This window comes from Sphingomonas sp. CD22, assembly GCF_034556155.1.
In the GTDB taxonomy this organism is placed as follows: Bacteria; Pseudomonadota; Alphaproteobacteria; order Sphingomonadales; family Sphingomonadaceae; genus Sphingomonas.
Genome location: NZ_JAYDYX010000002.1, coordinates 324,233 through 345,224 on the forward strand (window position 1 = coordinate 324,233; position 20,992 = coordinate 345,224).

Annotated in this window: 18 protein-coding genes; 6 read left to right on the forward strand and 12 right to left on the reverse strand. The window is 68.7% G+C overall.

Features of this window, described 5'->3' with window-relative positions; translation table 11 throughout:
* Positions 1 to 52: 52 nt before the first annotated feature.
* The 5 genes from tilS to murA form a co-directional block, all read right to left on the reverse strand.
* Positions 53 to 1,084, reverse strand: coding sequence for a tRNA lysidine(34) synthetase TilS (gene tilS / locus SFC76_RS04865; protein WP_322848355.1), 1,032 nt, complete (start codon positions 1,082 to 1,084; stop codon positions 53 to 55).
* Positions 1,047 to 2,000: a tetratricopeptide repeat protein gene (locus SFC76_RS04870; protein ID WP_322848356.1), complete on the reverse strand. Its 954-nt coding sequence runs from the start codon at positions 1,998 to 2,000 to the stop codon at positions 1,047 to 1,049. The genes tilS and SFC76_RS04870 overlap by 38 nt, the downstream gene beginning before the upstream one ends.
* A gap of 75 nt (positions 2,001 to 2,075) precedes the next feature.
* The gene (locus tag SFC76_RS04875) at positions 2,076 to 3,035 is read right to left on the reverse strand and encodes a helix-turn-helix domain-containing protein (protein WP_322848357.1); all 960 of its coding nucleotides are present in this window, start codon (positions 3,033 to 3,035) and stop codon (positions 2,076 to 2,078) included.
* A 98-nt stretch (positions 3,036 to 3,133) separates the two neighbouring features.
* Positions 3,134 to 5,407, reverse strand: a complete 2,274-nt coding sequence (ptsP, locus tag SFC76_RS04880) for a phosphoenolpyruvate--protein phosphotransferase (RefSeq protein WP_322848358.1) — start codon at positions 5,405 to 5,407, stop codon at positions 3,134 to 3,136.
* Between the two features lie 279 nt (positions 5,408 to 5,686).
* A complete protein-coding gene (gene murA, locus SFC76_RS04885) occupies positions 5,687 to 6,970 on the reverse strand; it encodes a UDP-N-acetylglucosamine 1-carboxyvinyltransferase (RefSeq protein WP_322848359.1) in 1,284 nt (427 codons plus the stop codon).
* Positions 6,971 to 7,129: 159 nt separating this feature from the next.
* Between murA and SFC76_RS04890 the strand changes: the two genes are divergently transcribed.
* Positions 7,130 to 7,876, forward strand: a complete 747-nt coding sequence (locus SFC76_RS04890) for a Crp/Fnr family transcriptional regulator (RefSeq protein ID WP_322848360.1) — start codon at positions 7,130 to 7,132, stop codon at positions 7,874 to 7,876.
* A gap of 25 nt (positions 7,877 to 7,901) precedes the next feature.
* Here the strand turns inward: SFC76_RS04890 and clpS are convergent, their stop codons facing one another.
* From clpS to SFC76_RS04905, 3 genes are all read right to left on the reverse strand, one after another.
* Positions 7,902 to 8,225 carry an ATP-dependent Clp protease adapter ClpS gene (gene clpS / locus SFC76_RS04895; RefSeq protein ID WP_038664297.1) on the reverse strand — a complete coding sequence of 108 codons (324 nt, stop codon included), beginning with the start codon at positions 8,223 to 8,225 and terminating at the stop codon, positions 7,902 to 7,904.
* A 129-nt stretch (positions 8,226 to 8,354) separates the two neighbouring features.
* Positions 8,355 to 9,014 carry a phasin family protein gene (locus tag SFC76_RS04900; protein ID WP_322848361.1) on the reverse strand — a complete coding sequence of 220 codons (660 nt, stop codon included), beginning with the start codon at positions 9,012 to 9,014 and terminating at the stop codon, positions 8,355 to 8,357.
* 89 nt (positions 9,015 to 9,103) lie between these two features.
* Positions 9,104 to 10,885: a class I poly(R)-hydroxyalkanoic acid synthase gene (locus tag SFC76_RS04905; RefSeq protein ID WP_322848362.1), complete on the reverse strand. Its 1,782-nt coding sequence runs from the start codon at positions 10,883 to 10,885 to the stop codon at positions 9,104 to 9,106.
* 118 nt (positions 10,886 to 11,003) lie between these two features.
* Between SFC76_RS04905 and SFC76_RS04910 the strand changes: the two genes are divergently transcribed.
* Entirely contained in the window at positions 11,004 to 11,678 is a 675-nt protein-coding gene (locus SFC76_RS04910) for a queuosine precursor transporter (protein ID WP_322848363.1), read from the forward strand.
* 159 nt (positions 11,679 to 11,837) lie between these two features.
* Here SFC76_RS04910 and SFC76_RS04915 read toward each other — a convergent pair whose 3' ends face one another.
* Together SFC76_RS04915 and SFC76_RS04920 are read right to left on the reverse strand one after the other, a co-directional pair.
* Positions 11,838 to 12,104 carry a DUF2312 domain-containing protein gene (locus tag SFC76_RS04915; RefSeq protein ID WP_052075679.1) on the reverse strand — a complete coding sequence of 89 codons (267 nt, stop codon included), beginning with the start codon at positions 12,102 to 12,104 and terminating at the stop codon, positions 11,838 to 11,840.
* A 105-nt stretch (positions 12,105 to 12,209) separates the two neighbouring features.
* Positions 12,210 to 12,596: a DUF1244 domain-containing protein gene (locus SFC76_RS04920; RefSeq protein ID WP_322848364.1), complete on the reverse strand. Its 387-nt coding sequence runs from the start codon at positions 12,594 to 12,596 to the stop codon at positions 12,210 to 12,212.
* A 75-nt stretch (positions 12,597 to 12,671) separates the two neighbouring features.
* Here SFC76_RS04920 and pyk point away from each other — a divergent pair, with 75 nt between their 5' ends.
* The 3 genes from pyk (at position 12,672) to SFC76_RS04935 (ending at position 17,846) form a co-directional block, all read left to right on the forward strand.
* Positions 12,672 to 14,126: a pyruvate kinase gene (pyk, locus tag SFC76_RS04925; RefSeq protein ID WP_322848365.1), complete on the forward strand. Its 1,455-nt coding sequence runs from the start codon at positions 12,672 to 12,674 to the stop codon at positions 14,124 to 14,126.
* A 103-nt stretch (positions 14,127 to 14,229) separates the two neighbouring features.
* Positions 14,230 to 15,249 (forward strand): glycosyltransferase family 2 protein, encoded by a 1,020-nt coding sequence (locus SFC76_RS04930; RefSeq protein WP_322848366.1) that lies wholly within the window; start codon positions 14,230 to 14,232, stop codon positions 15,247 to 15,249.
* Positions 15,250 to 15,611: 362 nt separating this feature from the next.
* A complete protein-coding gene (locus SFC76_RS04935) occupies positions 15,612 to 17,846 on the forward strand; it encodes a phosphocholine-specific phospholipase C (protein WP_322848367.1) in 2,235 nt (744 codons plus the stop codon).
* Positions 17,847 to 17,948: 102 nt separating this feature from the next.
* On the opposite strand, the gene SFC76_RS04940 is transcribed toward SFC76_RS04935, so the two are convergent.
* Positions 17,949 to 18,680, reverse strand: a complete 732-nt coding sequence (locus SFC76_RS04940) for a class I SAM-dependent methyltransferase (RefSeq protein WP_322848368.1) — start codon at positions 18,678 to 18,680, stop codon at positions 17,949 to 17,951.
* Positions 18,680 to 19,111 carry a GtrA family protein gene (locus tag SFC76_RS04945; RefSeq protein ID WP_322848369.1) on the reverse strand — a complete coding sequence of 144 codons (432 nt, stop codon included), beginning with the start codon at positions 19,109 to 19,111 and terminating at the stop codon, positions 18,680 to 18,682. Before SFC76_RS04945 ends, SFC76_RS04940 begins: the two co-directional genes overlap by 1 nt.
* Positions 19,112 to 19,170: 59 nt before the next feature.
* Here SFC76_RS04945 and SFC76_RS04950 point away from each other — a divergent pair, with 59 nt between their 5' ends.
* Positions 19,171 to 20,952, forward strand: coding sequence for an AcrB/AcrD/AcrF family protein (locus SFC76_RS04950; protein WP_322848370.1), 1,782 nt, complete (start codon positions 19,171 to 19,173; stop codon positions 20,950 to 20,952).
* Positions 20,953 to 20,992 lie beyond the last annotated feature (40 nt).

Here is a 20,992-nt window from a genome sequence, read left to right on the forward strand (position 1 = left end):
GAACCTTTCGCAGCACAAGATAGGCGTGTGCAGGTTAATGGCAATGGAACGCTCAGCCTGATTCGGCCGATCCGGAAGAACGACGCGCCGGGGCGGGGCGGAAACGCCAGCTGTCGCCGTGCGGCGACACCAGCACGCCCGCCTGCGTCGCCCGCCGGCCGGCGGCGAGCGCGTCGAGCAGCGCCTCGATATTCGCCGAGTCGCTCCATTTCGGCGCGGGCAAAGCGGCGGCCTCGACCACCGTGCCGATCGCGCGGCGGGCGAGGCGGCGGACGAGTTCGCGGGGCAGGCCGGCGACGTCGATCCGCACCCCGGCGCCATCGACCGCCGCGCGGCTCGACCACAGCCATTCGACGATCGCGCGCACGTCGCCGTCCGCCTCGGCGAGCGCGGCGGCGGCGCGGGCGAGCTGCGGCGGCCCGAGCCATTCGTTGGCGTCGAGCAGGCGGCGGAAGCGGGTGCGGTCGTGCGCCGGATCGGTGTTGGTGGGATCGTCGACGAACGGCGCCTCGGCGCGGCGGACGATCGCGCGCAATTCGGCGCGGCGCCATTCGAGCAGCGGGCGGATTACGACAGCGCCCTCGATCGTCGCATGCGGCCGCACCCCGGCGAGCCCGGCGATGCCCGATCCGCGCGCGGCGCGCATCAGGAAGGTCTCGGCCTGGTCGTCGGCGTGGTGCGCGGTGGCGATGGTCTCGGCGCCCACGCCGCGGGCATGGTCGGCGAGCAGACGATAGCGGACCTGCCGCGCCGCCGCCTGGATGCTCGCGCCGGTGATCGGCGCGTCGGGGATCAGCGTCGCATGCGGCACGTGGAGCAAGGCGCAGTGATTGGCGACCATTTCCGCCTCCGCAGCCGCGGCGGCGCGCAACCGGTGGTCGACCGTCGCGACGCGGATGCGGCCGGGGAAGGTCGCCGCAGCGAGCGTCAGCATCGCCATCGAATCGGGCCCTCCCGACACGGCAAGCAGGATCGCCCCGCGCGGCTCGGCCCCGAGCGCGCGGTTCAGGTCGTGATGGAACCGCTCCGCCGCGACGGCGAACGGGTCACTTGCACTTGGCGGCGGTACGGCCCTTCTGGACATCGGCCTTCATGCTCGGAGAGATTTTGGTGCCATAGACGTCGGTCAGCTCGCCGTAGACCTTGCAGGCGTCGGCCGGCTTGTTGAGCTTCATCAGCGCCTGGGCGAGGTAATAGAGGCTGTCGGGGGCGCGTTCGCCGTCCGGCATCTTCTTGTAATTGTCGTAGAAGGCCATCGAGGCGAGGCTCGGCTTGCCCTCGTCGAGATAGGTGCGGCCGAGCAGGTTCTGCGCCCAGCTCGCGCGGCGATGCTTGGGAAAGTCGGTGACGACCTTCTTGAGCTGCGTCTCGGCCTGCGGATATTGCTTCGCCGCCCACAGGCGATAGCCGTAGAGATATTCGTCCTCGGGCGTGTCGCCGGTGCTGGGCTTGTCGACCTTGGCGCCGGCCACCGCGGCGGCGGAGGGGCCGGTGTCGCCCGCCGCGGCGACCGCGACCGGCGTATTGGTCTTGGCGGGTGCCCGCGTCGGCCGCGCCGCGCCGTCGGCCGCGCCATCGTCGCCACCATTGAGCGGCGCCGAGCCGGCTGCGGCGGCGAGCGCGGGAGTGGTCGCCAGCGATTTCAGCTGCGCGTCGTTGCTGCGCTTATACGCGTCGAACTGATCCTGGAGCTGGCGCATCTTGAACCCGGTCTGCTCGATCTGGTCGGTCATCGACGCCATCTGCTGCTCCAGCGCGGTGACGCGGCCGGTGAGGTCGGCGACCGCGCTGGTCGCCGGCGTGCCGCCCGCCTGCTGCGGCGCGTCGGGGCGGGTGATCTCGGGCTGGAGATACTGGCCGGCACCGCCCGGGAACACCTTGCGCTGCACCGCGCGCATCTCGCTCTCGAGCTTGCCGACACGCCCTTCGACGTTGCTCTGCGCCGCGGCGGCGACCGGGATCAGCGAGGTGGCGGCAAGCGCCCAGATGATCGTACGCATAATCTTGGCACCCCCCGGCGCGGCTTGGGTCAATTCCATGCCGCCATAGCTGCATCCGGCCACCTGTCGCCAGCCTTAAGGTGCGAAAGAATTGCCTGTCGCGGCCGGCTCTTGCGGGACGATGCGATCGGCCGCGGCGGTGCCGCCGGCGTCGCTGCGCCGATTGCCCCCGTCTCGTCGCGCGCCCGCGGTGCGGGTCGGGCGCGCCGCCGCCGTCGGCGTCGCGGTGGGCTGGCCGGCGGGCTGGCCGGCGAGGCGCAGCGCCACCGCCGAGCCGCTGACCGCGACGTCCTTGATCGGGCGCGACCCGTCGCCGAGCGGCGGGATCGCCGAGCCGTTGAGCGTCACCGCCAATTTGTCGGGGCGGCCGACGTTGATCATCGGGTCCTTGGCGGCGGCGGGCACCTCGAACCGGTCGCCCGGCTTCATCGTCCCCTGGAACAGCACCTTGTTGTCGGCATCGTAGACGCGCAGCCATACCGTATCGGTCGCGGTCAGCACCACCTGCCCGCCGGTCGGGATCGCCGGCGACGGCGCCGCGGCGGGTTTCGGCGCGACCGCCTGCGTGGCGACGTCGTCGCTCGCCGCGGTGGTGGTGGCGGCATGCGGCTGGAACAGGCTGCTGCCGTACCAGAGCGCGACGAGGATCAGCACCGCGAGCGCGACGCCGGCGCCGATCACCACAATGCCGCGCGAGGGCACCCGCGCCGGATCGGCGGTGACATAGGGGACGTATTCGGGCTGCCGCGGCCCGAGCTGGTCGAGCTCGCGGCGCACGTCCTGCGCGATCGACACCTCGTCGGCGTCGACGGCGCGGGCATAGGCCTTGGAAAAGCCCATCGCATAGGTCGGCGAGGGCAGCAGGGCATAGTCGCCGGTCTCCAACGCCTCCAGATGCCGCTGCGGCACGCGCGTCCGCGCCGCGACTTCGGCCAGGCTCAGCCCCCGGATCTCCCGCGCTTGGCGCAACCGTTCACCCGGGCGAGCCGGGGCAACGGGGGTCGGGTTCGGCTGGCCGGGATCGACCTCGTCCATTCGTGTCTCCAAGGGAGGGCTGCGGATCGCTGACGTTCATGACATTCCCCGATGCCCAGCCGCAAGTCAACGCGGGGTGCCTGCGGTTCGGCAGCCTTTCAGGCCAGATCGACGCCGCTCTGCACCGCCCATTGGGTCAGCGCGCCGCGCATGTCGCGCGGCGGATGCGCAATCAGCTCGGCGACGAAGCGCTGGACCGCGGCGTGATCGAGGCTGCGCACCATCGCCTTGATCGGCCCGATCGCCGCCGGGGTGATCGACAACCGATCGATTCCCAATCCGATCAACGCCATGGCCTCGACCGGCCGGCCCCCCATCTCGCCGCAGACGCCAAGGTCGACGCCCGCCGCGCGGCACGGCCCGATCACCCGCGACAGGAAGCGCAGGATCGACGGGCTCAGCCAGTCGTAGCGTTCGGCGAGCCGCGGATTGGCGCGGTCGGCGGCAAATAAAAATTGCGTGAGGTCGTTGGTGCCGACCGACAGGAAGTCGATGTCGGGCAGCAGCAGGTCTAGCTGTTCGGCGAGCGCGGGCACTTCGAGCATCGCGCCATAACGGATCGCCAGCGGCGGCCGCCGCCCGCGCGCGTCGAGCCACGTCCGCTGCGCCTCGAACAAGGCCTTCGCCTCGGCGAATTCCCACGCCTCCGACACCATCGGGAACATGACGTTGAGCGTGCGCCCCGCCGCCGCCTCGATCAGCGCGCGCGCCTGGACCTTCATCAGGCCGTCGCGGTCGAGCGCGAGCCGCAGCGCGCGCCAGCCCATCGCCGGATTCTCCTCGTCGGCGTCTTCCTTGTTGAGATAGGGCAAGGCCTTGTCGCCGCCGATATCGACGGTGCGGAAGATCACCGGGCGCGTCCCCGCCGCGTCGAGCACCTCGCGATAGAGCCGCTGCTGGCGCTCGCGCTGCGGCAGCGTCGCCGAGACGAGGAACTGGAATTCGGTGCGGAACAGGCCGATGCCGTCGGCGCCGGTCACGTCGAGCGCGGCGACGTCGTCGCGCAGTCCGGCATTGACCATCAGCGTGACGCGGTGACCGTCCTTCGTCACCGGCGGCACGTCGCGCAGCGCGGCGAAGGCGGCTTTCCGTTTCTGGCGCATCGCGAGCTTGGCTTCGAACGCCTCCTCCATCGCCGCCGAGGGGCGGACGAAGACGTTGCCGGCAACCGAATCGAGCAGCAGCAGGTCGCCCTCGGCGATCAGCCGGCGGACGTCGCGGACGCGGCCCAGCACCGGCACGCCCATCGCGCGCGCGACGATCGTGACATGCGCGGTGAGCGATCCCTCTTCCAGGATCACGCCCTTGAGCCGCCGCTTGTCATATTCGAGCAATTCGGCGGGGCCGAGGTTGCGCGCGATCAGGATCGTGTCCTGGCGCAGCCCCATCTGCGCCGCGGTGCCCATCTGCCCCGAGACGATGCGCAGCAGCCGGTTGGCCAGATCCTCCAGATCGTGCATCCGGTCGGCGAGCAAAGGATCGTCGATCTGCCGCATGCGCTGGCGGGTGCGTTGCTGGACGCGCTCGATCGCCGCCTCGGCGGTCAGCCCCGAATCGATCGCCTCGTTGATCCGCCGCGCCCAACCCTCGTCATAGGCGAACATCTTGTAGGTCTGGAGGACCTCCTCATGCTCGCCGCCGACGCCGAACTCCGCCTCGCGCGTCATCCGGTCGATCTGCTCGCGCATCTTGTCGAACGCGGCATAGACGCGGTGGCGTTCGGCGTCGGTATCCTCGGCGACGGTATGTTCGACGACGATGCGCGGCTGGTGGAAGACGGCGTGGCCCGACGCCATGCCCTCGACCAGTTTCTGTCCCGGCAGGCGCACCGCCGCGGTCGATTGCGGCCGGTCGGTGCCGGTCGTCGCGCTGTCGATCAGTCCGGCATTGGCGATCAGTTCGGACAGCACCATCGCGACCGTCTGCAACGCCTCGATCTCGACGTCCTGATATTTGCGCTGCTCGCTATGCTGGACGGCGAGCACGCCGACCGCGCGCTCGCGGCGGATGATCGGCACGCCGGCGAAGCTGTGATAGCGTTCCTCGCCGGTCTCGGGCTTGTAGGCGAAATCGGGGTGGCTCGCCGCCTCGTCGAGGTTGAGCACCTCGACATCCTCGGCGATCGAGCCGACCAGCCCCTCGCCGAGCGCCAATTTGGTGACGTGGACCGCCGCCTGGTCGAGCCCGCGCGTCGCGAACAGTTCGAGCACGCCCTCGCGCAGCAGATAGATCGAGCAGACCTCGCTATCCATCGCCTCGGCGATGATGCCGACGACAGCGTTGAGCTTGGCCTGCGCCGGGTTGCGCCCCGCCATCACGTCGTGAAGGCGGGTCAGGATCTCACGGGCGGATGCGGCGGCCGAACTGGGCATGACAGCAGGGCTAACAGATGCAGGCGCGGGGTGCCATGCACCATTCGTCGGGGGTGGGGGGTACTGAAGATCAAATTCCTCCCCCGCAGAGGTGGCAGTGCGAAGCACTGACGGAGGGGGAGGATACGGCGGACTTGGTCGTTCGCGGAGACGCCCCCTCCACCACCGGCCTGCGGCCGGCGGTCCCAGTGCAGGGTCGATCATGCCCCCGGCATGATCTTGGATTGCCGGGGGCAATCCAACCCTGCACTCCCGCTAAAGCGAGGGAGGATTTAGCGTTTAACCATCGCTGGCGCGTTCGATGTCGGCGCCGACGGCGGAGAGCTTCTCCTCCAGCCGTTCGTAGCCGCGGTCGAGGTGGTACACCCGCGCGACAGAGGTCTCGCCCTCCGCCGCCAGCCCGGCGAGGATCAGGCTCATCGACGCGCGCAGGTCGGTCGCCATCACCGGCGCGCCGACCAGCCGGTCGACGCCCTTGACCACCGCGGTGCGGCCGTGGACCTGGATGTCGGCGCCCATCCGCGCCAATTCGGGCACGTGCATGTAGCGGTTCTCGAAGATCGTCTCGGTCAGCACGCTGGTGCCCGACGCCTTGCACAGCATCGCCATGAACTGCGCCTGCATGTCGGTCGCGAAGCCGGGATAGGGCGCGGTCGACAAGGTGATCGGGCCGAGCGGCGCGCTGGCCTCCACCGACACGCCGTCGCGCGTCTCGGTCACCTTCACGCCCGCCTCGCGCAGCGCGTCGATCGTCGCCTGCATGTCGGCGGCATTGGCGCCGAGCAGGTCGAGCGAGCCGCCGGTGATCGCCGCGGCGCAGGCATAGCTGCCCGCCTCGATCCGGTCGGGCATCACCGCATAGGTCGCGCCGTGCAGCCGGTCGACGCCCTCGATCTCCAGCGTCTCGGTGCCGATCCCCTCGATCCGCGCGCCCATCGCGACGAGGCAGTTGCACAGATCGACGATCTCGGGTTCGCGCGCCGCATTCTCGATCACGCTGCTGCCCTTGGCCAGCACCGCCGCCATCACGACATTCTCGGTCGCGCCGACCGACACCACCGGGAAGCGATAGCGGCCGCCGGAGAGCCGTCCGCGGGGCGCGGTCGCCTTGACGTAGCCCGCCGCCATTTCCAGCTCGGCACCGATCGCCTCCAGCGCCTTCAGGTGCAGGTCGATCGGGCGGTTGCCGATCGCGCAGCCGCCGGGCAGCGACACCGTCGCCTCGCCGGCGCGCGCCAGCACCGGGCCGAGCACCAGGATCGACGCGCGCATCTTGCGGACGATGTCGTACGGCGCCTCGGTCGAGGTGAGCTTGCCGGCACGGATCGTCATCACCCGGCCGAAATCCTCGGGCCGCGTCCCCTCGATCCGGGTCGAGGCGCCCAATTGGTTGAGCAGGTGGCCGAACCCGTCGACATCGGCGAGCCGCGGCAGGTTGCGCAGCGTCAGCGGTTCGTCGGTGAGCAGCGCGCAGGGCATCAGCGTCAGCGCGGCGTTCTTGGCGCCGGAAATGCGAAGGCGGCCCGACAGACGATTGCCGCCGCGAATGAGGATACGGTCCATCCCCGTCGTCTAACGCGCCGCCACGCCCGCGCAAGACGCGAATGCGGCGGCGGGCGATCGGGGCGTATCGAGAACTTTAACCCTGCTTGTTGATTGATTTTAATGCACCGACTTGGGGTACTGCTACCCAGAATCGATTAATTGGGGGAATTCAACAGCGTGACGACCAGTTGCCTCGCCGAACGCCTCGGCGAACTGATCGACCTGTCGGACAATGAGAAGGCGGCCCTCGACAGCCTCGAACAGCGCGAGCGGACGCTGCGCCGCGGTGCCGTGCTGCTGCGCGAACACGACAAGTCGCCCGAATTGTTCGTGGTCAAACGCGGCACGATGATGAGCTATGTCATCCTGCCCGACGGCAGCCGGCAGATCCTGCGCTTCCTGTTCCGCGGCGATCTGGTGGCGATGGCGGGGCTGGTCTATCGCAACTCGCCCGAGACGGTGATCGCGCTCACCGAATGCGCGGTCGCGCCGGTCGAGCGATCGGCGATCGGCACGATCAGCGCCGATCATCCGCGGCTCGCCGCGCTGCTGATCGCGCTCGACCAGATCGAGCGCGTCGCGCTCACCGACCGGCTCGCCGGGCTCGGCCGCACCTCCGCCAAGGCGCGGGTCGCGGCGTTGCTGATCGATATCCGCCACCGGCTGCGCGCCGTCGACGGCGCCGCCGGCAACACCTTCCAGCTCGGGCTGACGCAGGAGGAGATCGGCGACGCCACCGGGCTCACCGCGGTGCACGTCAATCGCATGCTGCGCCAGTTGCAGGACGAGGGGATGATCGCACGCGACGGCGGCCGGATGACCTTCGTCGACGAGGCCATGCTGGTGCGCACCGCGCATCACACCGCCCGCGACACCGCGCGCGCGGCGGGCCTCGACCTCGGCTGGCTGCCGATGCCGCGCTAGCTCTGCAGCAAGGGCGCGGCCGGAGCTACGCTTTCTCCAGCGTGCATTGCAGCGGATGCTGGTTCTGGCGGGCGAAGTCCATGACCTGCCCGACCTTGGTCTCGGCGACCTCGTAAGAGAAGACGCCGCAGACACCGACGCCCTTCTGATGGACGTGCAACATCACCCGCGTCGCCTCTTCCATGTTCATCCGGAAGAAGCGTTGCAGGCACAAGACGACGAATTCCATCGGCGTATAATCGTCGTTGAGCATCAGAACGCGGTACGGCGTCGGCTGCTTGGTCCGCGTGCGGGTCTTGGTGGCGAGGCCGGTGCCCTCATCCGTTCCATCGTCGCGGCGTTCGGCCATCGTGATCGCTTCAACTGTCATGGTGATCGCCGAAATATGGCACGCCGGGCGCGCGGAGCAAGGGGGCTGGAACAGGAAAAGGGCGACCGCATCGCTGCGGCCGCCCCTTTGGTCGGGCTGGCGTGGCGGTTACGCCGCGACCTTCAGCTTCTCGGCGGCGAGCGCGACGCGATTCGACAGCGGCTGCACCACCTCGCCGGCGAGCTTCAGCACCGCCTCTGCATTATGCGAGCTGTGCTGGACGAGCGCGTCGAACGACGAACGGACGTAATCCGAATGCAGCTTGAAGAATTCGGTCGGCGACTTGACCGAGGTCAGCGTCTTGGCGACCGCGGTCGCCTCCTCGAACGACTTCTTGGCATAAGCGGCGGCGTCCTGGCCGAGCGTCTCGAGACCGCGCGCGGCGATCTTCGACGATTCGACGAGCGCCTCGATATTGCCCTTGCCGAACTCGCTGGCCTCCTGGAGCAGCTTCTGGCTCTTGTCGACGGCACCCTTGGCGCGGTCGGTCGCGTCGGTGAACGCGGTCTGGGTCGTGGCGGTGACGTTTTCGATCGTTTCCATGGGGACTTCCTTTGCTGCGGGTGGGACAATCGGCGCAACCGCGACGGCGGTGGGCACGACGGGAAGCGATGCGGCGACCGGCTCGGGCACGCGCACCGCAGCCGGCTTCCTGCCGGTCGGCTTGATCTTGGAACGCTGGGGCGGGGCGGCGGCATCGGCGCCACGCGCGGCGCCGGCACCACGACGGGCGGGCGTGATCGGCGGCTTGGGGACGGTGTCGTCCATCGATCCTACTCCAGCTATTATGCTGCAACGCACAATAGCCGTTAGACCGCTATCTTTCAAGCCAAATTGTGCGGTGCAGCATGATAGCGTTATCGCGCGCGGACATAGTCTCCCGGCGCCTCGCAGAGCGCAGCCAGCGTGCCTTCGCCGGGCCGCCGTGCGCGCTCGGCGGCGACGGTTTCGCCGTCGAGCGCGCGCAGCCAGGCGAGCCAATCCGGCCACCAGCTTCCCTTCGTCTCGGTCGCGCCGGCGACGAAGTCGTCGAGGCTCTGCGCGCCCGCCTCGTTGGTCCAATATTGATATTTGCCCGCCGCGGGCGGGTTCACCACCCCCGCGATATGCCCCGATCCGGCGAGCACGAAGCGCAACGGCCCGCGCAGCAGATGGGTGATTCGCCAGACGCTGTCGGCGGGCGCGATATGATCCTCGCGCCCCGCCTGGACATAGGCCGGCGTCGTCACCCGGCGAAGATCGAGCGCCTCGCCCGCCACCGACATCGCGCCCGGCTGGACGAGCAGATTGTCGCGATAGAGATCGGTCAGATACGACAGATGCCATTTCGCGGGCAGATTGGTGGTGTCGCCGTTCCAGTGGAGGAGGTCGAACGGCGTGTAGTCCGATCCCAGCAGATAATTGTTGGTGACGTAATTCCAGATCAGGTCGCGCCCGCGCAGCAGGTTGAACGTCGCCGCCATATAGCGCCCGTCGAGGAACCCCTGCGGCGACAAGGTGCCGATCAGCGCCAGTTGCTCGTCGGTGACGAAATGCTGCAGCTCGCCGGCCTGCGCGAAGTCGACCTGCGCGGTGAAGAAGGTCGCGCTGGCGACCTTGTCCGCCTCGTCCCGCGCGGCGAGCAGCGCCAGCGTCGCCGCCAGCGTCGTTCCGGCGACGCAATAGCCGATCGTATGCACCGCCGGCACGTCGAGCGCGGCGCGGATCGTATCGACCGCATCGACCTGTGCGGTGACGTAATCGTCCCACACGACGTCCTTCATCGACGCGTCCGCCGACTTCCACGACACCATGAAGACGGTGATGCCCTGCTCCACCGCCCAGCGGATGAAGCTCTTCTCGGGGGTCAGGTCGAGGATGTAGAAGCGGTTGATCCACGGCGGAAAGATCACCAGCGGCGTCGTCATGACGCGGTCGGTGGTCGGCGTATATTGGATCAGCTCGTACAGCGGCGTGCGCTTGACCACCTTGCCCGGCGTCGTCGCCAGGTTGCGGCCGACCTCGAACGCGCCTTCGGACGTATGGGTGAGCTGGCCCTTCTGGATGTCGGCGAGCATGTTCCTGAGCCCGTCGAGCAGATTCTGCCCCTTGGTCGCGATCGTCTTCTCGACCACCTCGGGGTTGGTCAGCGGAAAGTTGGACGGGCTCATCGCCTCGACCAGCCCGCGCGCGGCGAAGCGCCATTGCTCCTTCTGCCGCTCGGGCACGCCGTCGAGCGCGTCGACGCCGCGCAGCATATGGTCGGCGATCAGATTGTAGCTGCGGCGGATCCAGTCGAACCAGGGATCGTCGCGCCACGCCGCCGCCTTGAAGCGCTTGTCGCGCGCGTCGCCGTCGGATTGCGGCGGCGGCGGCACCGCCGCGGCGGGATCGACGAAGCGCTGCCACAGCGCCAGATTGTCGCGCCAATAATCCTGCGTCTGGCGGACCAGCGCCGGATTGACCAGCGGGGCGGGCGCCGCCTCGGGCATCGCGCCGCCCGCCGTCATCAGCCCCAGGCCCTGCTCCATCATCATCTGCTGCGCGCGGCCCATCACCCAGGTCCAATGCTGGAGCTCGGCGAGATCGGGTGCGCCGGGGGTGGCGCCGGGATCGGCGGCCTGTGCGCGGGCGGTCTGGTCGTCGTGCGGATCGGCCATGGCATCCTCTTCTCCGCCGGCGACGTTACCCGCGCCGGACGTGCGTGGGAATGGCTATCCGCACCGGCGCCCCCGCGCGCGGTTTGCAGGCCGGGCGAAAGCCGCTAGCGTCGCGGCGATGGACACTTCGGTTCGCGCTATCCCGCGCTCGCTCTTCGCTTTTTCGATCTTCTACGGCGGCATGGTGTGTATCGCCGGCGTGCTCGGCAACAAACAGGTCGCGCTCGGTCCGCTGTCCGCGCTCGGCCCGGTCGTCGGCCTCGGCCCGCTCGCGGTGGAGGCGGGCATCTTCGCCTTCCTGCTGCTCGTCGTCGTGTCGAGCGCGGTCGCCGAACTGCACGGCGGCGACACCGCGACGCGGCTGGTGCGGGTCGGCTTCGCGCCGCTGATCGTGTCGATCCTGCTGTCGGTCGTCGTGCTGTCGGTGCCTGCCGCCGCCGATATGGACCCGGCGCGCCGCGACGCCTTCGCGATGATGATGGGCGGCACGCCGCGCATCTGGCTGGGCGGCATCGTCGCCTATGGCATCTCGCAGACGCTCAACGTGACGATCTTCGCCGCGCTCAAGGGGCGCGAGGGCAGCGGGCTGCTGTGGCTGCGCGCCGGCATCGCCAGCGTGCTCAGCCAGATCGTCGATACGCTGCTGTTCGTGACGATCGCCTTCGCCGGCGTCTTCCCGATCGGCGAGCTGCTGCTCGGCCAGATGATCGCCAAGGTGCTGCTCTCGGCGATCCTGGTGCCGCCGCTGATCTATCTGTTCGTCGGGCTGGGCCGGCGGCTCGACCGGGGCTGACGCCGGAAGCGTCGAGGCCGTGACCTCGCCGCCCGCAACCCGTCTGACCCTTCTGCGAAACCGCGCCCGCGCTCCTGCGAAAGCAGGAGCCCGAGACGTCGTAAACCGTTGGATCTGCTAAACCCAGTGTTCCTGCGTCCGCAGGAACATTGCACGCGATCAGATCATCCCGAGCGCCTGCATATACACTTCGAGGATCGCCTCCTCCTCCTGGTACTCTTCCTTCTTCTTCTTGCGGATCGAGAGGATCTTGCGGATCGCCTTGGGGTCGTAGCCGCGGCCCTTGGCCTCGGCCATCACGTCCTTGATGTCGTCGGCGATGCCCTTCTTCTCTTCCTCGAGCCGCTCGGCGCGCTCGATCAGGAGGCGCAGCTCGTCCGCCGCGACCTGGCCGCCGCCCATGCCGTCTTGCCGTTCTTCCGCCATTGTCCCACCCCGCCGCAGGCACCCTGCGGCCCTCATATGATTCGCTGAAAGGATACCGGACGCATGCCGGTAGGGGCGGGCGTCTAGGCGTTTAGCCCGCCGGGCTCAACCCCGGCCGGGCTCGGTCATCGCGGGCGGATCGCTCGCCGGGAAGCTCTCGTCGAGCGCCTCGTCCAATGCCGCGTCGCGGTCATCGCGACCTTCGTTGCGCTTGAGGCTTTCCTCCATCCGGGCGAGCTGTTCGGGCGTTGCCTCGCTCTGGTAGCGCGCCTTCCACTCGGCCTGCGGCATGCCGTAGATCGTCTCGCGCGCCTCGGCCTTGGTCAGGCCGCCCGCCTCCTCGATCCAGTCGGACAGGCAGTTGCGGCAGAATCCGGACAGGCCCATCAGGTCGACGTTCTGCGCATCGGTGCGATGGCGCAGGTGGTGGACGAGGCGGCGGAACGCCGCCGCGGCGACCGCGTCGGGCAGCGCGGCGAGTTTGTCGGTCATGGAAACCTTTCGGAAGTTGATCGCTCCTAGATAGGGGTTAGAGGGGAGCGCGGCCATTCCCCAGGAGCCCTTTCTATGACGACTGCCATTGCGCCCCGCGCGCGAAAGGTTCGCGTGCTGGCGACATTAGGTCCGGCAAGCAACACCCCCGAGATGATCGCGACGCTGTTCCAGGCGGGCGCCGACGCCTTCCGCGTCAACATGAGCCATGGCGACCAGCAGTCCAAGGTCGCGGTGATCCAGGCGATCCGTTCGCTCGAACAGGAATTCAACCGGCCGACGACGATCCTCGCCGATCTGCAAGGCCCCAAGCTGCGCGTCGGCAAGTTCGAGGGCGGGCGCACGATGCTCGAACACGGCAGCACCTTCGTGCTCGACCGCGATCCGACGCCGGGCGACGCCACCCGCGTCGAGCTGCCGCACAAGGAGATCTTCGCCGCGATCGAGCCGGGCGCGCGCCTGCTGCTCGACGACGGCAAGCTCGTGCTGCGCGTCACCGATCACGACGCCGACCGGATCGAGACCCTGGTCGAGGTCGGCGGCGCGCTGTCGAACAACAAGGGGCTCAACGTCCCCGACGTCGTGCTGCCGATGGCGGCGCTGACCGAGAAGGATCGCAGCGACCTCGCCTGGGCGGTCGAACAGGGCGTCGACTGGATCGCCTTGTCCTTCGTGCAGCGGCCCGAGGACCTTGCCGAGGCGCGCAAGCTGATCGGCGGCAAGGCGGCCTTGCTCGCCAAGATCGAGAAGCCCGCGGCCATCGACCGGCTCGAGGAGATCGTCGAGATGTGCGACGGCGTGATGGTCGCGCGCGGCGACCTCGGCGTCGAATTGCCGCCGCAGACCGTGCCGCCGCTCCAGAAGCGTATCGTCGAAACCTCGCGCCGGCTCGGCCGCCCGGTGGTGGTGGCGACGCAGATGCTCGAATCGATGATCCAGAGCCCGTCGCCGACCCGCGCCGAAGTGTCCGACGTCGCCACCGCGATCTACGACGGCGCCGATGCGATCATGCTCTCGGCGGAAAGCGCGGCGGGCGCGTGGCCGGTCGAATCGGTCGCGATGATGAATTCGATCGGCGTCTCGGTCGAAAGCGACCCGATGCACGGCGACCGCGTCCATTTCACCGTGACGCGCCCCGACCCGACCACCGCCGACGCCTTGTCGGAAGCCGCCAAGCAGATCGCCAAGACCACCTCGGCGACCGCGATCATCTGCTTCACCACCTCGGGCTCGACCGCGCGCCGCATCGCGCGCGAGCGGCCGTCGGTGCCGATCCTCGTGCTCACCCCGAGCAAGGAGACTGCGCGCCGGCTCGGCCTGCTGTGGGGCACGCACGCCGTCCACACCCGCGACGTCGAATCGTTCGAGGACATGGTCGGCAAGGCCAAGCGCATGGCGCTGCGCACCGGCATCGCCCAGGCGGGCGACCGGGTGATCGTGATGGCCGGCGTGCCGTTCCGCACCCCCGGCTCGACCAACGTGCTCCACGTCGTCCGCATCATCGGCGACGAGCTCAAGGACTATAGCTGAGCATCCGTCGTAGGCGCCGCGCGCTACTTGGGCGGCGCCTACGACCATAACGCCGACGTTACGTATGGATGACGGGCGTGCGAGCCGCTAAGGACGGGGGGTCATGTACCGCCCCGCACTGTCCGTCGTCATCCCGTGCTATAACGAGGCCGCGTGCCTGGAGCTGCTGCACGCGCGGGTCGCGGCGGCGGCCCGTGCCGCGGTCGGCGACGATCACGAGATCGTCCTGATCAACGACGGCAGCCGCGACGACAGCTGGGCGGTGATGCAGCGGCTCAGCGAGCAGGACCCGCGGCTGGTCGCGATCAATCTGTCGCGCAACCACGGCCACCAACTCGCGCTGACCGCGGGGCTCGATTTGTGTTCGGGCGAACAGATCCTAATCATCGACGCCGATTTGCAGGACCCGCCCGAATTGCTCACCGACATGCGCGCGACGATGAGCGCCGAGGGTGCCGACGTCGTCTATGCGGTGCGCCGCAAGCGCGAGGGCGAGACGATCTTCAAAAAGGCGACCGCGGCGGCCTTCTATCGCGTGCTCGACCGCGTCACCGACACGCCGATCCCGCTCGACACCGGCGATTTCCGGCTGATGAGCCGCCGCGCGCTCGACGCCTTGCTGTCGCTGCCCGAACAGGCGCGCTTCATCCGCGGCATGGTCGCCTGGGTCGGCTTCCGTCAGGTGCCTTTCCCCTACGATCGCGCCGAGCGCCACGCCGGCGAGACCAATTACCCGCTCGGCAAGATGGTGCGGCTCGCCTTCGACGCGGTCACCGGCTTCTCGACCGCGCCGCTGCGCTTCGCCAGCCACGCCTCGGTGATCCTCGCCGGTGCCTCGCTGCTGTTGCTCTTCTACATCCTGTGGGGGTTCTTCGAGGGGTCGCCGGTGCAGGGCTGGACCTCGACGATGCTCGTCGTGACGATCCTGTCGGCGGCGCAGATGTTCGTGCTCGGCATGATCGGCGAATATCTCGGCCGCCTCTACATCGAATCGAAGCGCCGCCCGCTCTATCTCGTCGCCGACATCGCCGGCCCGGTAAAAGGCCGCTCGACCCTCGGCTTCAACGCCGCCGAACCCTCGCCCGAGTTCGAGATGCCGGACGTGCGCAACGCCGCGGAATAGGCGCGCATTGTCCAAGCTACGGACATGACCCGGCTTTCCAAATAAGTCAGCCGGCTTCGCCAACCTGTCACCAGGTTGCAGCATCGACCGCATAGGAGCCCCTCGTCCACGAGCGAAGCAGGGGCGTTATCCGTGACGAGCAAGTCTTTCCACAGCTGCCCGATTGCATCACGGCGCCGCGCAACATATTGCATCGGCGCTCTTCTTGCTTGCGCCTTGCTTGCCTCCTGCCGTGGTCAGTCGATCGCCGAAAGCGATGGCTCCGCTACGCAGCCGCAGCCGCAGCCGAGCAAGACCGTGCTCAAACATTGCGCGCCGTGACGCGCGTCCTCCGCTCCCCGCTTCCAGTTAGGATCTGATCCGTGACCAACAGACGCGATTTCCTGCGGCTCGCCGGTGCCGGCGCCGCTGCGGCGGGGGCGCTCGCCGCTTTGCCGCTGTCGATCCGCCGCGCGCTGGCCATTCCCGCCAACAATGCGACGGGCACGCTCAAGGACGTCGAGCACGTCGTCATCCTGATGCAGGAGAATCGCGCGTTCGATCATTATTTCGGTACGTTCAAGGGCGTGCGCGGCTTCGGCGATCGCTTCCCGATCCCGCTGCCCGGCGGCCGCAGCGTCTGGCAGCAGACGCGCTCGAACGGCAGCGTGCTGACCCCTTATCATCTCGACGGCACCGCCAACAACGCGCAGCGCGCCACCGGCGTGCCGCACTCGTGGAGCGACAGCCAAAGCGCGTGGGACGGCGGCCGGATGACGAGCTGGCCGGTGTCGAAGACCGATGCGTCGATGGGCTATTTCAAGGAACAGGAGGTGCCGTTCCAGTTCGCGCTGGCCAACGCCTTCACCCTCTGCGACGCTTATCATTGCGCGGTCCATTCGGGCACCGACGTCAACCGCAGCTTCCACATCACCGGCACCAACGGCGCGACGGCGGCGGCCAACGGGGTGTTCGTCAACAACGAATGGGATGCGATCGACGGCGACCCCGCGACGCAGGACATCGGCTACACCTGGACGACCTATGCCGAGCGGCTCGAGAAGGCCGGGGTGAGCTGGATCTGCTACCAGAACATGCCCGACGAATGGGGCGACAACATGCTCGGCGCGTTCGTGCCGTTCCGCCGCGCCAACATCGCCTCGGGCTATCCGGTGTCGAGCGGCGGCGCGCCGGGCAAACCCTATTGGCAGACCGGCCAGGCGCTGCCCTATCACGCCTACGACCGCACCACCGACGATGCCAGGGCCCCGCTCTACAAGGGGATCGCCAACACGCTGCCCGGCGCGACGCCCGACCGGTACCTCGACACCTTCCGCAGCGACGTGGCGAACGGTCGCCTGCCGCAGGTGTCGTGGCTGCACGCGCCGTCGATCTATTGCGAGCATCCCGGCCCGTCGAGCCCGGTACAGGGCGCCTGGTTCATCCAGGAGGTGCTCGACGCGCTCACCGCCAACCCCGACGTGTGGAGCAAGACCGTCCTGCTCATCAACTATGACGAGAACGACGGCTATTTCGATCACCTGCCGTCACCCTCGGCGCCGTCGCGCAATGCCGACGGATCGCTGGCGGGAAAATCGACCTTGTCCGACGCGGCGATGGCCTATGAATATTTCACCCAAGGCGCGCCCGCTTACAGCAAGTCGCAGCCCAAGGCGGACGGGCGCGTCTTCGGCCCCGGACCACGCGTGCCGCTGTTCGTCGTGTCGCCATGGAGCCGCGGCGGCTGGGTCAATTCGCAGGCGTTCGATCATACGTCGGTGCTGCGCTTCCTCGAAGCACGGTTCGGCGTGCAGGAGCCCAATATCGCCCCCTGCCGCCGTGCGGTATGCGGCGACCTGACCAGCGCGTTCAACTTCGCGACGCCGAATACCGAGGCGCTGCCGACGTTGAGCGGCCGCAGCAGCCGCGCCGACGCCGACACGTTGCGCGCCGCCCAGGCGGCGCTGCCCAAGGTGCCGGTGCCGCAGGATGCCAGCCTGCCGATCCAGGCCACCGGCTATCGCCCGTCGCGCGCGTTGCCGTACGAGCTGCACACCAGCGCGCGCGTCGCCGCGGCCGGCACGGTCCAGTTGCTGTTCGCCAACAGCGGCACGCAGGCGGCGGTGTTCCACGTCTACGACCGCTACAATCTCGGTCGGGTGCCGCGCCGCTACGTCGTCGAGGCGGGCAAGACGCTCGACGATAGCTGGAACGCCGGCCGCGACAATCAGGGCCGCTACGATTTGTGGGTGCTCGGGCCGAACGGCTACCACCGCCATTTCACCGGCGACGCCAACCGTCTGTCGGGCGGCGCCGCTAGTCCCGAGATCCGCGTCTGCTACGATGTCGCCAACGGCGAGGTCTATGTCGACCTGACGAACGGCGGTGGTGCGGCCTGCACCTTCACCGTCGAAGCGCGCGCCTATCGGCAGGACGGCCCGTGGACCGCTCAGGTCGCCGCGCAGGGCCAGACGACGCTCCACTGGTCGCTGACCGACAGCGGCCGCTGGTACGATTTCGCGGTCCGCTGCGACAGCGACCGCTTGTTTGCCCGCCGCTTCGCCGGCCGGGTGGAGACCGGCGCGCATTCGGTCAGCGATCCCGCGATGGGGGAGTGAGGCGATCCGGTTCGCCCCGCGCAGCCCGTCAGCCCCGGAACGAGTCCGGGGCTGACGGAGTGAGTGAGGACGCTTCGCGAGCAATCCCGCATATGCGAGAAATCAGCCTCGCGGCTCCGCCAGCGTCACGATCGACACGCCCGGCGTCAGCGGCACGCGGCCGACCGCGTGGCGTTCGAGGCGGAAGATCGTTTCGAACAGCGCGTTGAGCGGTTTGGCGGGGGGCGAATCGTCGCTGTCGTCGCGGCCGGTCAGCCGTCCGGCGATCCGCGCCGCCGCGGCGAGCGGGAACAGCAGCGAATTGAAATAGGTGAGCTTGCGCGGCGCGAGCCCCGCCGCCGCGATCGCCTTGGCCAGCGACGCCTTGGAATAGCGGCGATGGTGGTGGTTGACCACGTCGTGCGCGCTCCACAGCCATTGGTGCGCGGGCACCGCGATCAGGATCTTGCCGCCCGGCTTGAGCAGGCTCGCCATCCCCTTCAGCGCCGCGACGTCGTCCGCGATATGCTCGACGACGTCGAGCACCGCGACAAGGTCGTACGATCCGCGCGCGACGCCGGGCAGTTCGGGCAACGGCGCATCGCCGACCGGACGGCCGAGCCGTTCGCTGGCGATCGCGCGCGCGGCGGGATCGATCTCGATCGCGTCGACCGTCCCGAAGCTCGCCAGCATCGGCAGATTGTGGCCGGTGCCGCAGCCGATCTCGAGGATGCGCGCGTCCTTCGGCAAGGCGCCGTAGCGGGTGAGATAATCGCTCAGGATGTCGCGGCGCGCGCGATACCACCAATGGGTGGAATCATGCGCGGCCATACGGTCGTAGACGATGCGATCCATTAAGCGAACACCAGCCAGCGATTGAGGATGAAGGTGACGATCGTCGCCAGCGCCACCGCGGGCAGCAATGGCGCCCAGGCGGGCAAGCCGAAATGCGCGGTGCCGATCCAGGTGACGATCGCGTTGAGCGCCATGCCGGTCGCCTGCACCCCGACGAACTGCGCCTGCTGCCACCCGCCGCGGCGGCGCGTGCCATGGCCCTTGAAGCTCCAGCGGCTGTGCAGGAAGAAGCCCGCGGTCACCGCGACGGCGAAGGCGAACGGCACCGCATAGACGGCGTGCTCGCGCGGGAAGACCCAGGCGGTGAGCGGCAGATAGACCGCCGAATAGATCAGCGTCGAGATGCCGCCGGCGATGCCGAAGCGGATCATCTGCCCCAGCATGCCGCTGTCGCGCATCGCCGCAAGTCGTGCCGGTGCTTCCCTCGCCATCCGCCCCGCCCTAAAGGCATTGCTCCGGGAACGAAACGGCCAAAACGAAAGTCGCTCAGTTGAACATAGCTCCCCGCGGTCGGCTGGACGACGCGCTCGCCCGGCATTGGATCGCGCTCACCCTCGTCGCCTGGCTCGGCGTGGCGATCTGGTACGTCTGGAACGACTGGAATCTGGTGCGTTGGCTGTCGCTCGGCGACACCGACGACAATATGCGGCTGATGCAGGTACGCGCCTGGCTCGCCGGGCAGGATTGGTACGATCTGCGCAACTATCGGCTCAACCCGCCGGTCGGCTTCGACATCCACTGGAGCCGCATCGTCGACCTGCCGATCGCCGGGCTGATCCTGTTCTTCCGCCTGTTCACCAGCAATGCCTGGGCGGAGCGGCTAGCCTGCGGGATCGCGCCGCTGCTGCCGCTGTCGATCGCCATGCTCGGCGTCGCGGCGACGGTGCGGCGGCTGATCGACCCGCGCGCCTGGCCGTTGGCGTTGATCTTCCTGCTCGGCACCTCGGCGACGATGCTGATGTTCCTGCCCGAACGGATCGACCATCACGGCTGGCAGCTCGCGATGCTCAGCCTCACCGTCGCCGGCCTGTGCGACGGCAAGGGCGCGCGCGGCGGGCTGATGGTCGGTCTGGCGAGCGCGGTCAGCCTCGCGATCGGGCTGGAGATGCTGCCCTATTGCGCGATGGCGGGCGCGATCCTCGCGCTGCGCTGGGTCTGGGACCGCGGCGAGGCGCAGCGGTTGCAGGCCTATGCGCTGAGCCTCGGCGGCGGCAGCGCGATCGGTTTCGCGGCGTTCGCCTCCTACGCCAATTACGCGATGCGCTGCGACGCGCTGACCCCGGTGTGGCTGAGCGTCACCGTCGCGGCGGGGGCATTGCTGTTCCTGCTGGCGTGGCTCAACCCGACGTCGCGAGGCCTGCGCATCGGGCTCGCGGTCGCGGCGGGCGCGGTGATCGCGGCGGGTTTCGTCCATTTCTTCCCGCAATGCCTCGGCCGGCCCGAGGGCGTCTCGCCCGAACTCCAGAAGAATTGGCTGAACAACGTCCGCGAGGCGAAGCCGATCTACAAACACCCGTTCCGCCTCGGCTTTCCGATCGCGGCGCTGCCGATCGTCGGCGTCGTCGGGGTGATCCTCGGCACGTGGCGGGCACGGCGCTCGCCGGCGCTGATCGGCTGGAGCGCGGTGGCGCTGTTCGTCACCTTCGCCTGCCTGATGCTGCTGTGGCAGGTCCGCGCAGGACCGGCGGCGCAGATGCTCGCGGTGCCCGGCGCGACCTTGCTCGGCTGGATCGTGCTGCCGTGGCTGCTGGAACATCGTTCGTGGCCGGTGCGGATCGGCGGCACGGTGGCGGCGTTCCTGATCGTCTCCGGATTGTTCGCCGGGCTGATCATCAAATATCTGCCGGTCGACGTCCCCAATGCCTATACCAAGCGGGTCAATCGTTCGACCGGAAGCTGCGTGCGCTATACCGTGCTGAAGGCGCTCGACCGCTATCCGGCGCAGACGATCTTCACCTTCGTCGACCTCGGGCCGCGGCTGATCACGGTGACGCATCACGATGCGATCGCCGGGCCGTATCACCGCAACGGCGACGCGATCCTCGACGTCCAGCATGCCTTCGGCGGAAGCGCGGATCTGGCGCATGCGATCATCCGGCGCCACGGCGCGACGATGCTGCTGCTCTGTCCCAACCATTCGGAATCGACCAACTATCGCGCACGCGATCCCGGCGGCTTCTACGACCAGCTCGCGCATGGTGAGGTGCCGGCGTGGCTGACGCCGCTACCGCTGCCGAACAATTCGCCGCTGCGCTTGTTCAAGGTGGATTGAGCCGGGAGGGCGCCGTGTCCTCCCCCTCTGGCGCGCCGAA

Excerpts from the sequence above, each read along its gene's own strand:
- tilS (WP_322848355.1), bottom strand. The coding sequence starts at position 1,084 with ATGTCCAGAAGGGCCGTACCGCCGCCAAGTGCAAGTGACCCGTTCGCC.
- SFC76_RS04870 (WP_322848356.1), bottom strand. The coding sequence starts at position 2,000 with ATGCGTACGATCATCTGGGCGCTTGCCGCCACCTCGCTGATCCCGGTC.
- SFC76_RS04875 (WP_322848357.1), bottom strand. The coding sequence starts at position 3,035 with ATGGACGAGGTCGATCCCGGCCAGCCGAACCCGACCCCCGTTGCCCCG.
- ptsP (WP_322848358.1), bottom strand. The coding sequence starts at position 5,407 with ATGCCCAGTTCGGCCGCCGCATCCGCCCGTGAGATCCTGACCCGCCTT.
- murA (WP_322848359.1), bottom strand. The coding sequence starts at position 6,970 with ATGGACCGTATCCTCATTCGCGGCGGCAATCGTCTGTCGGGCCGCCTT.
- clpS (WP_038664297.1), bottom strand. The coding sequence starts at position 8,225 with ATGGCCGAACGCCGCGACGATGGAACGGATGAGGGCACCGGCCTCGCC.
- SFC76_RS04900 (WP_322848361.1), bottom strand. The coding sequence starts at position 9,014 with ATGGACGACACCGTCCCCAAGCCGCCGATCACGCCCGCCCGTCGTGGT.
- SFC76_RS04905 (WP_322848362.1), bottom strand. The coding sequence starts at position 10,885 with ATGGCCGATCCGCACGACGACCAGACCGCCCGCGCACAGGCCGCCGAT.
- SFC76_RS04910 (WP_322848363.1), top strand. The coding sequence starts at position 11,004 with ATGGACACTTCGGTTCGCGCTATCCCGCGCTCGCTCTTCGCTTTTTCG.
- SFC76_RS04915 (WP_052075679.1), bottom strand. The coding sequence starts at position 12,104 with ATGGCGGAAGAACGGCAAGACGGCATGGGCGGCGGCCAGGTCGCGGCG.
- SFC76_RS04920 (WP_322848364.1), bottom strand. The coding sequence starts at position 12,596 with ATGACCGACAAACTCGCCGCGCTGCCCGACGCGGTCGCCGCGGCGGCG.
- pyk (WP_322848365.1), top strand. The coding sequence starts at position 12,672 with ATGACGACTGCCATTGCGCCCCGCGCGCGAAAGGTTCGCGTGCTGGCG.
- SFC76_RS04930 (WP_322848366.1), top strand. The coding sequence starts at position 14,230 with ATGTACCGCCCCGCACTGTCCGTCGTCATCCCGTGCTATAACGAGGCC.
- SFC76_RS04940 (WP_322848368.1), bottom strand. The coding sequence starts at position 18,680 with ATGGATCGCATCGTCTACGACCGTATGGCCGCGCATGATTCCACCCAT.
- SFC76_RS04945 (WP_322848369.1), bottom strand. The coding sequence starts at position 19,111 with ATGGCGAGGGAAGCACCGGCACGACTTGCGGCGATGCGCGACAGCGGC.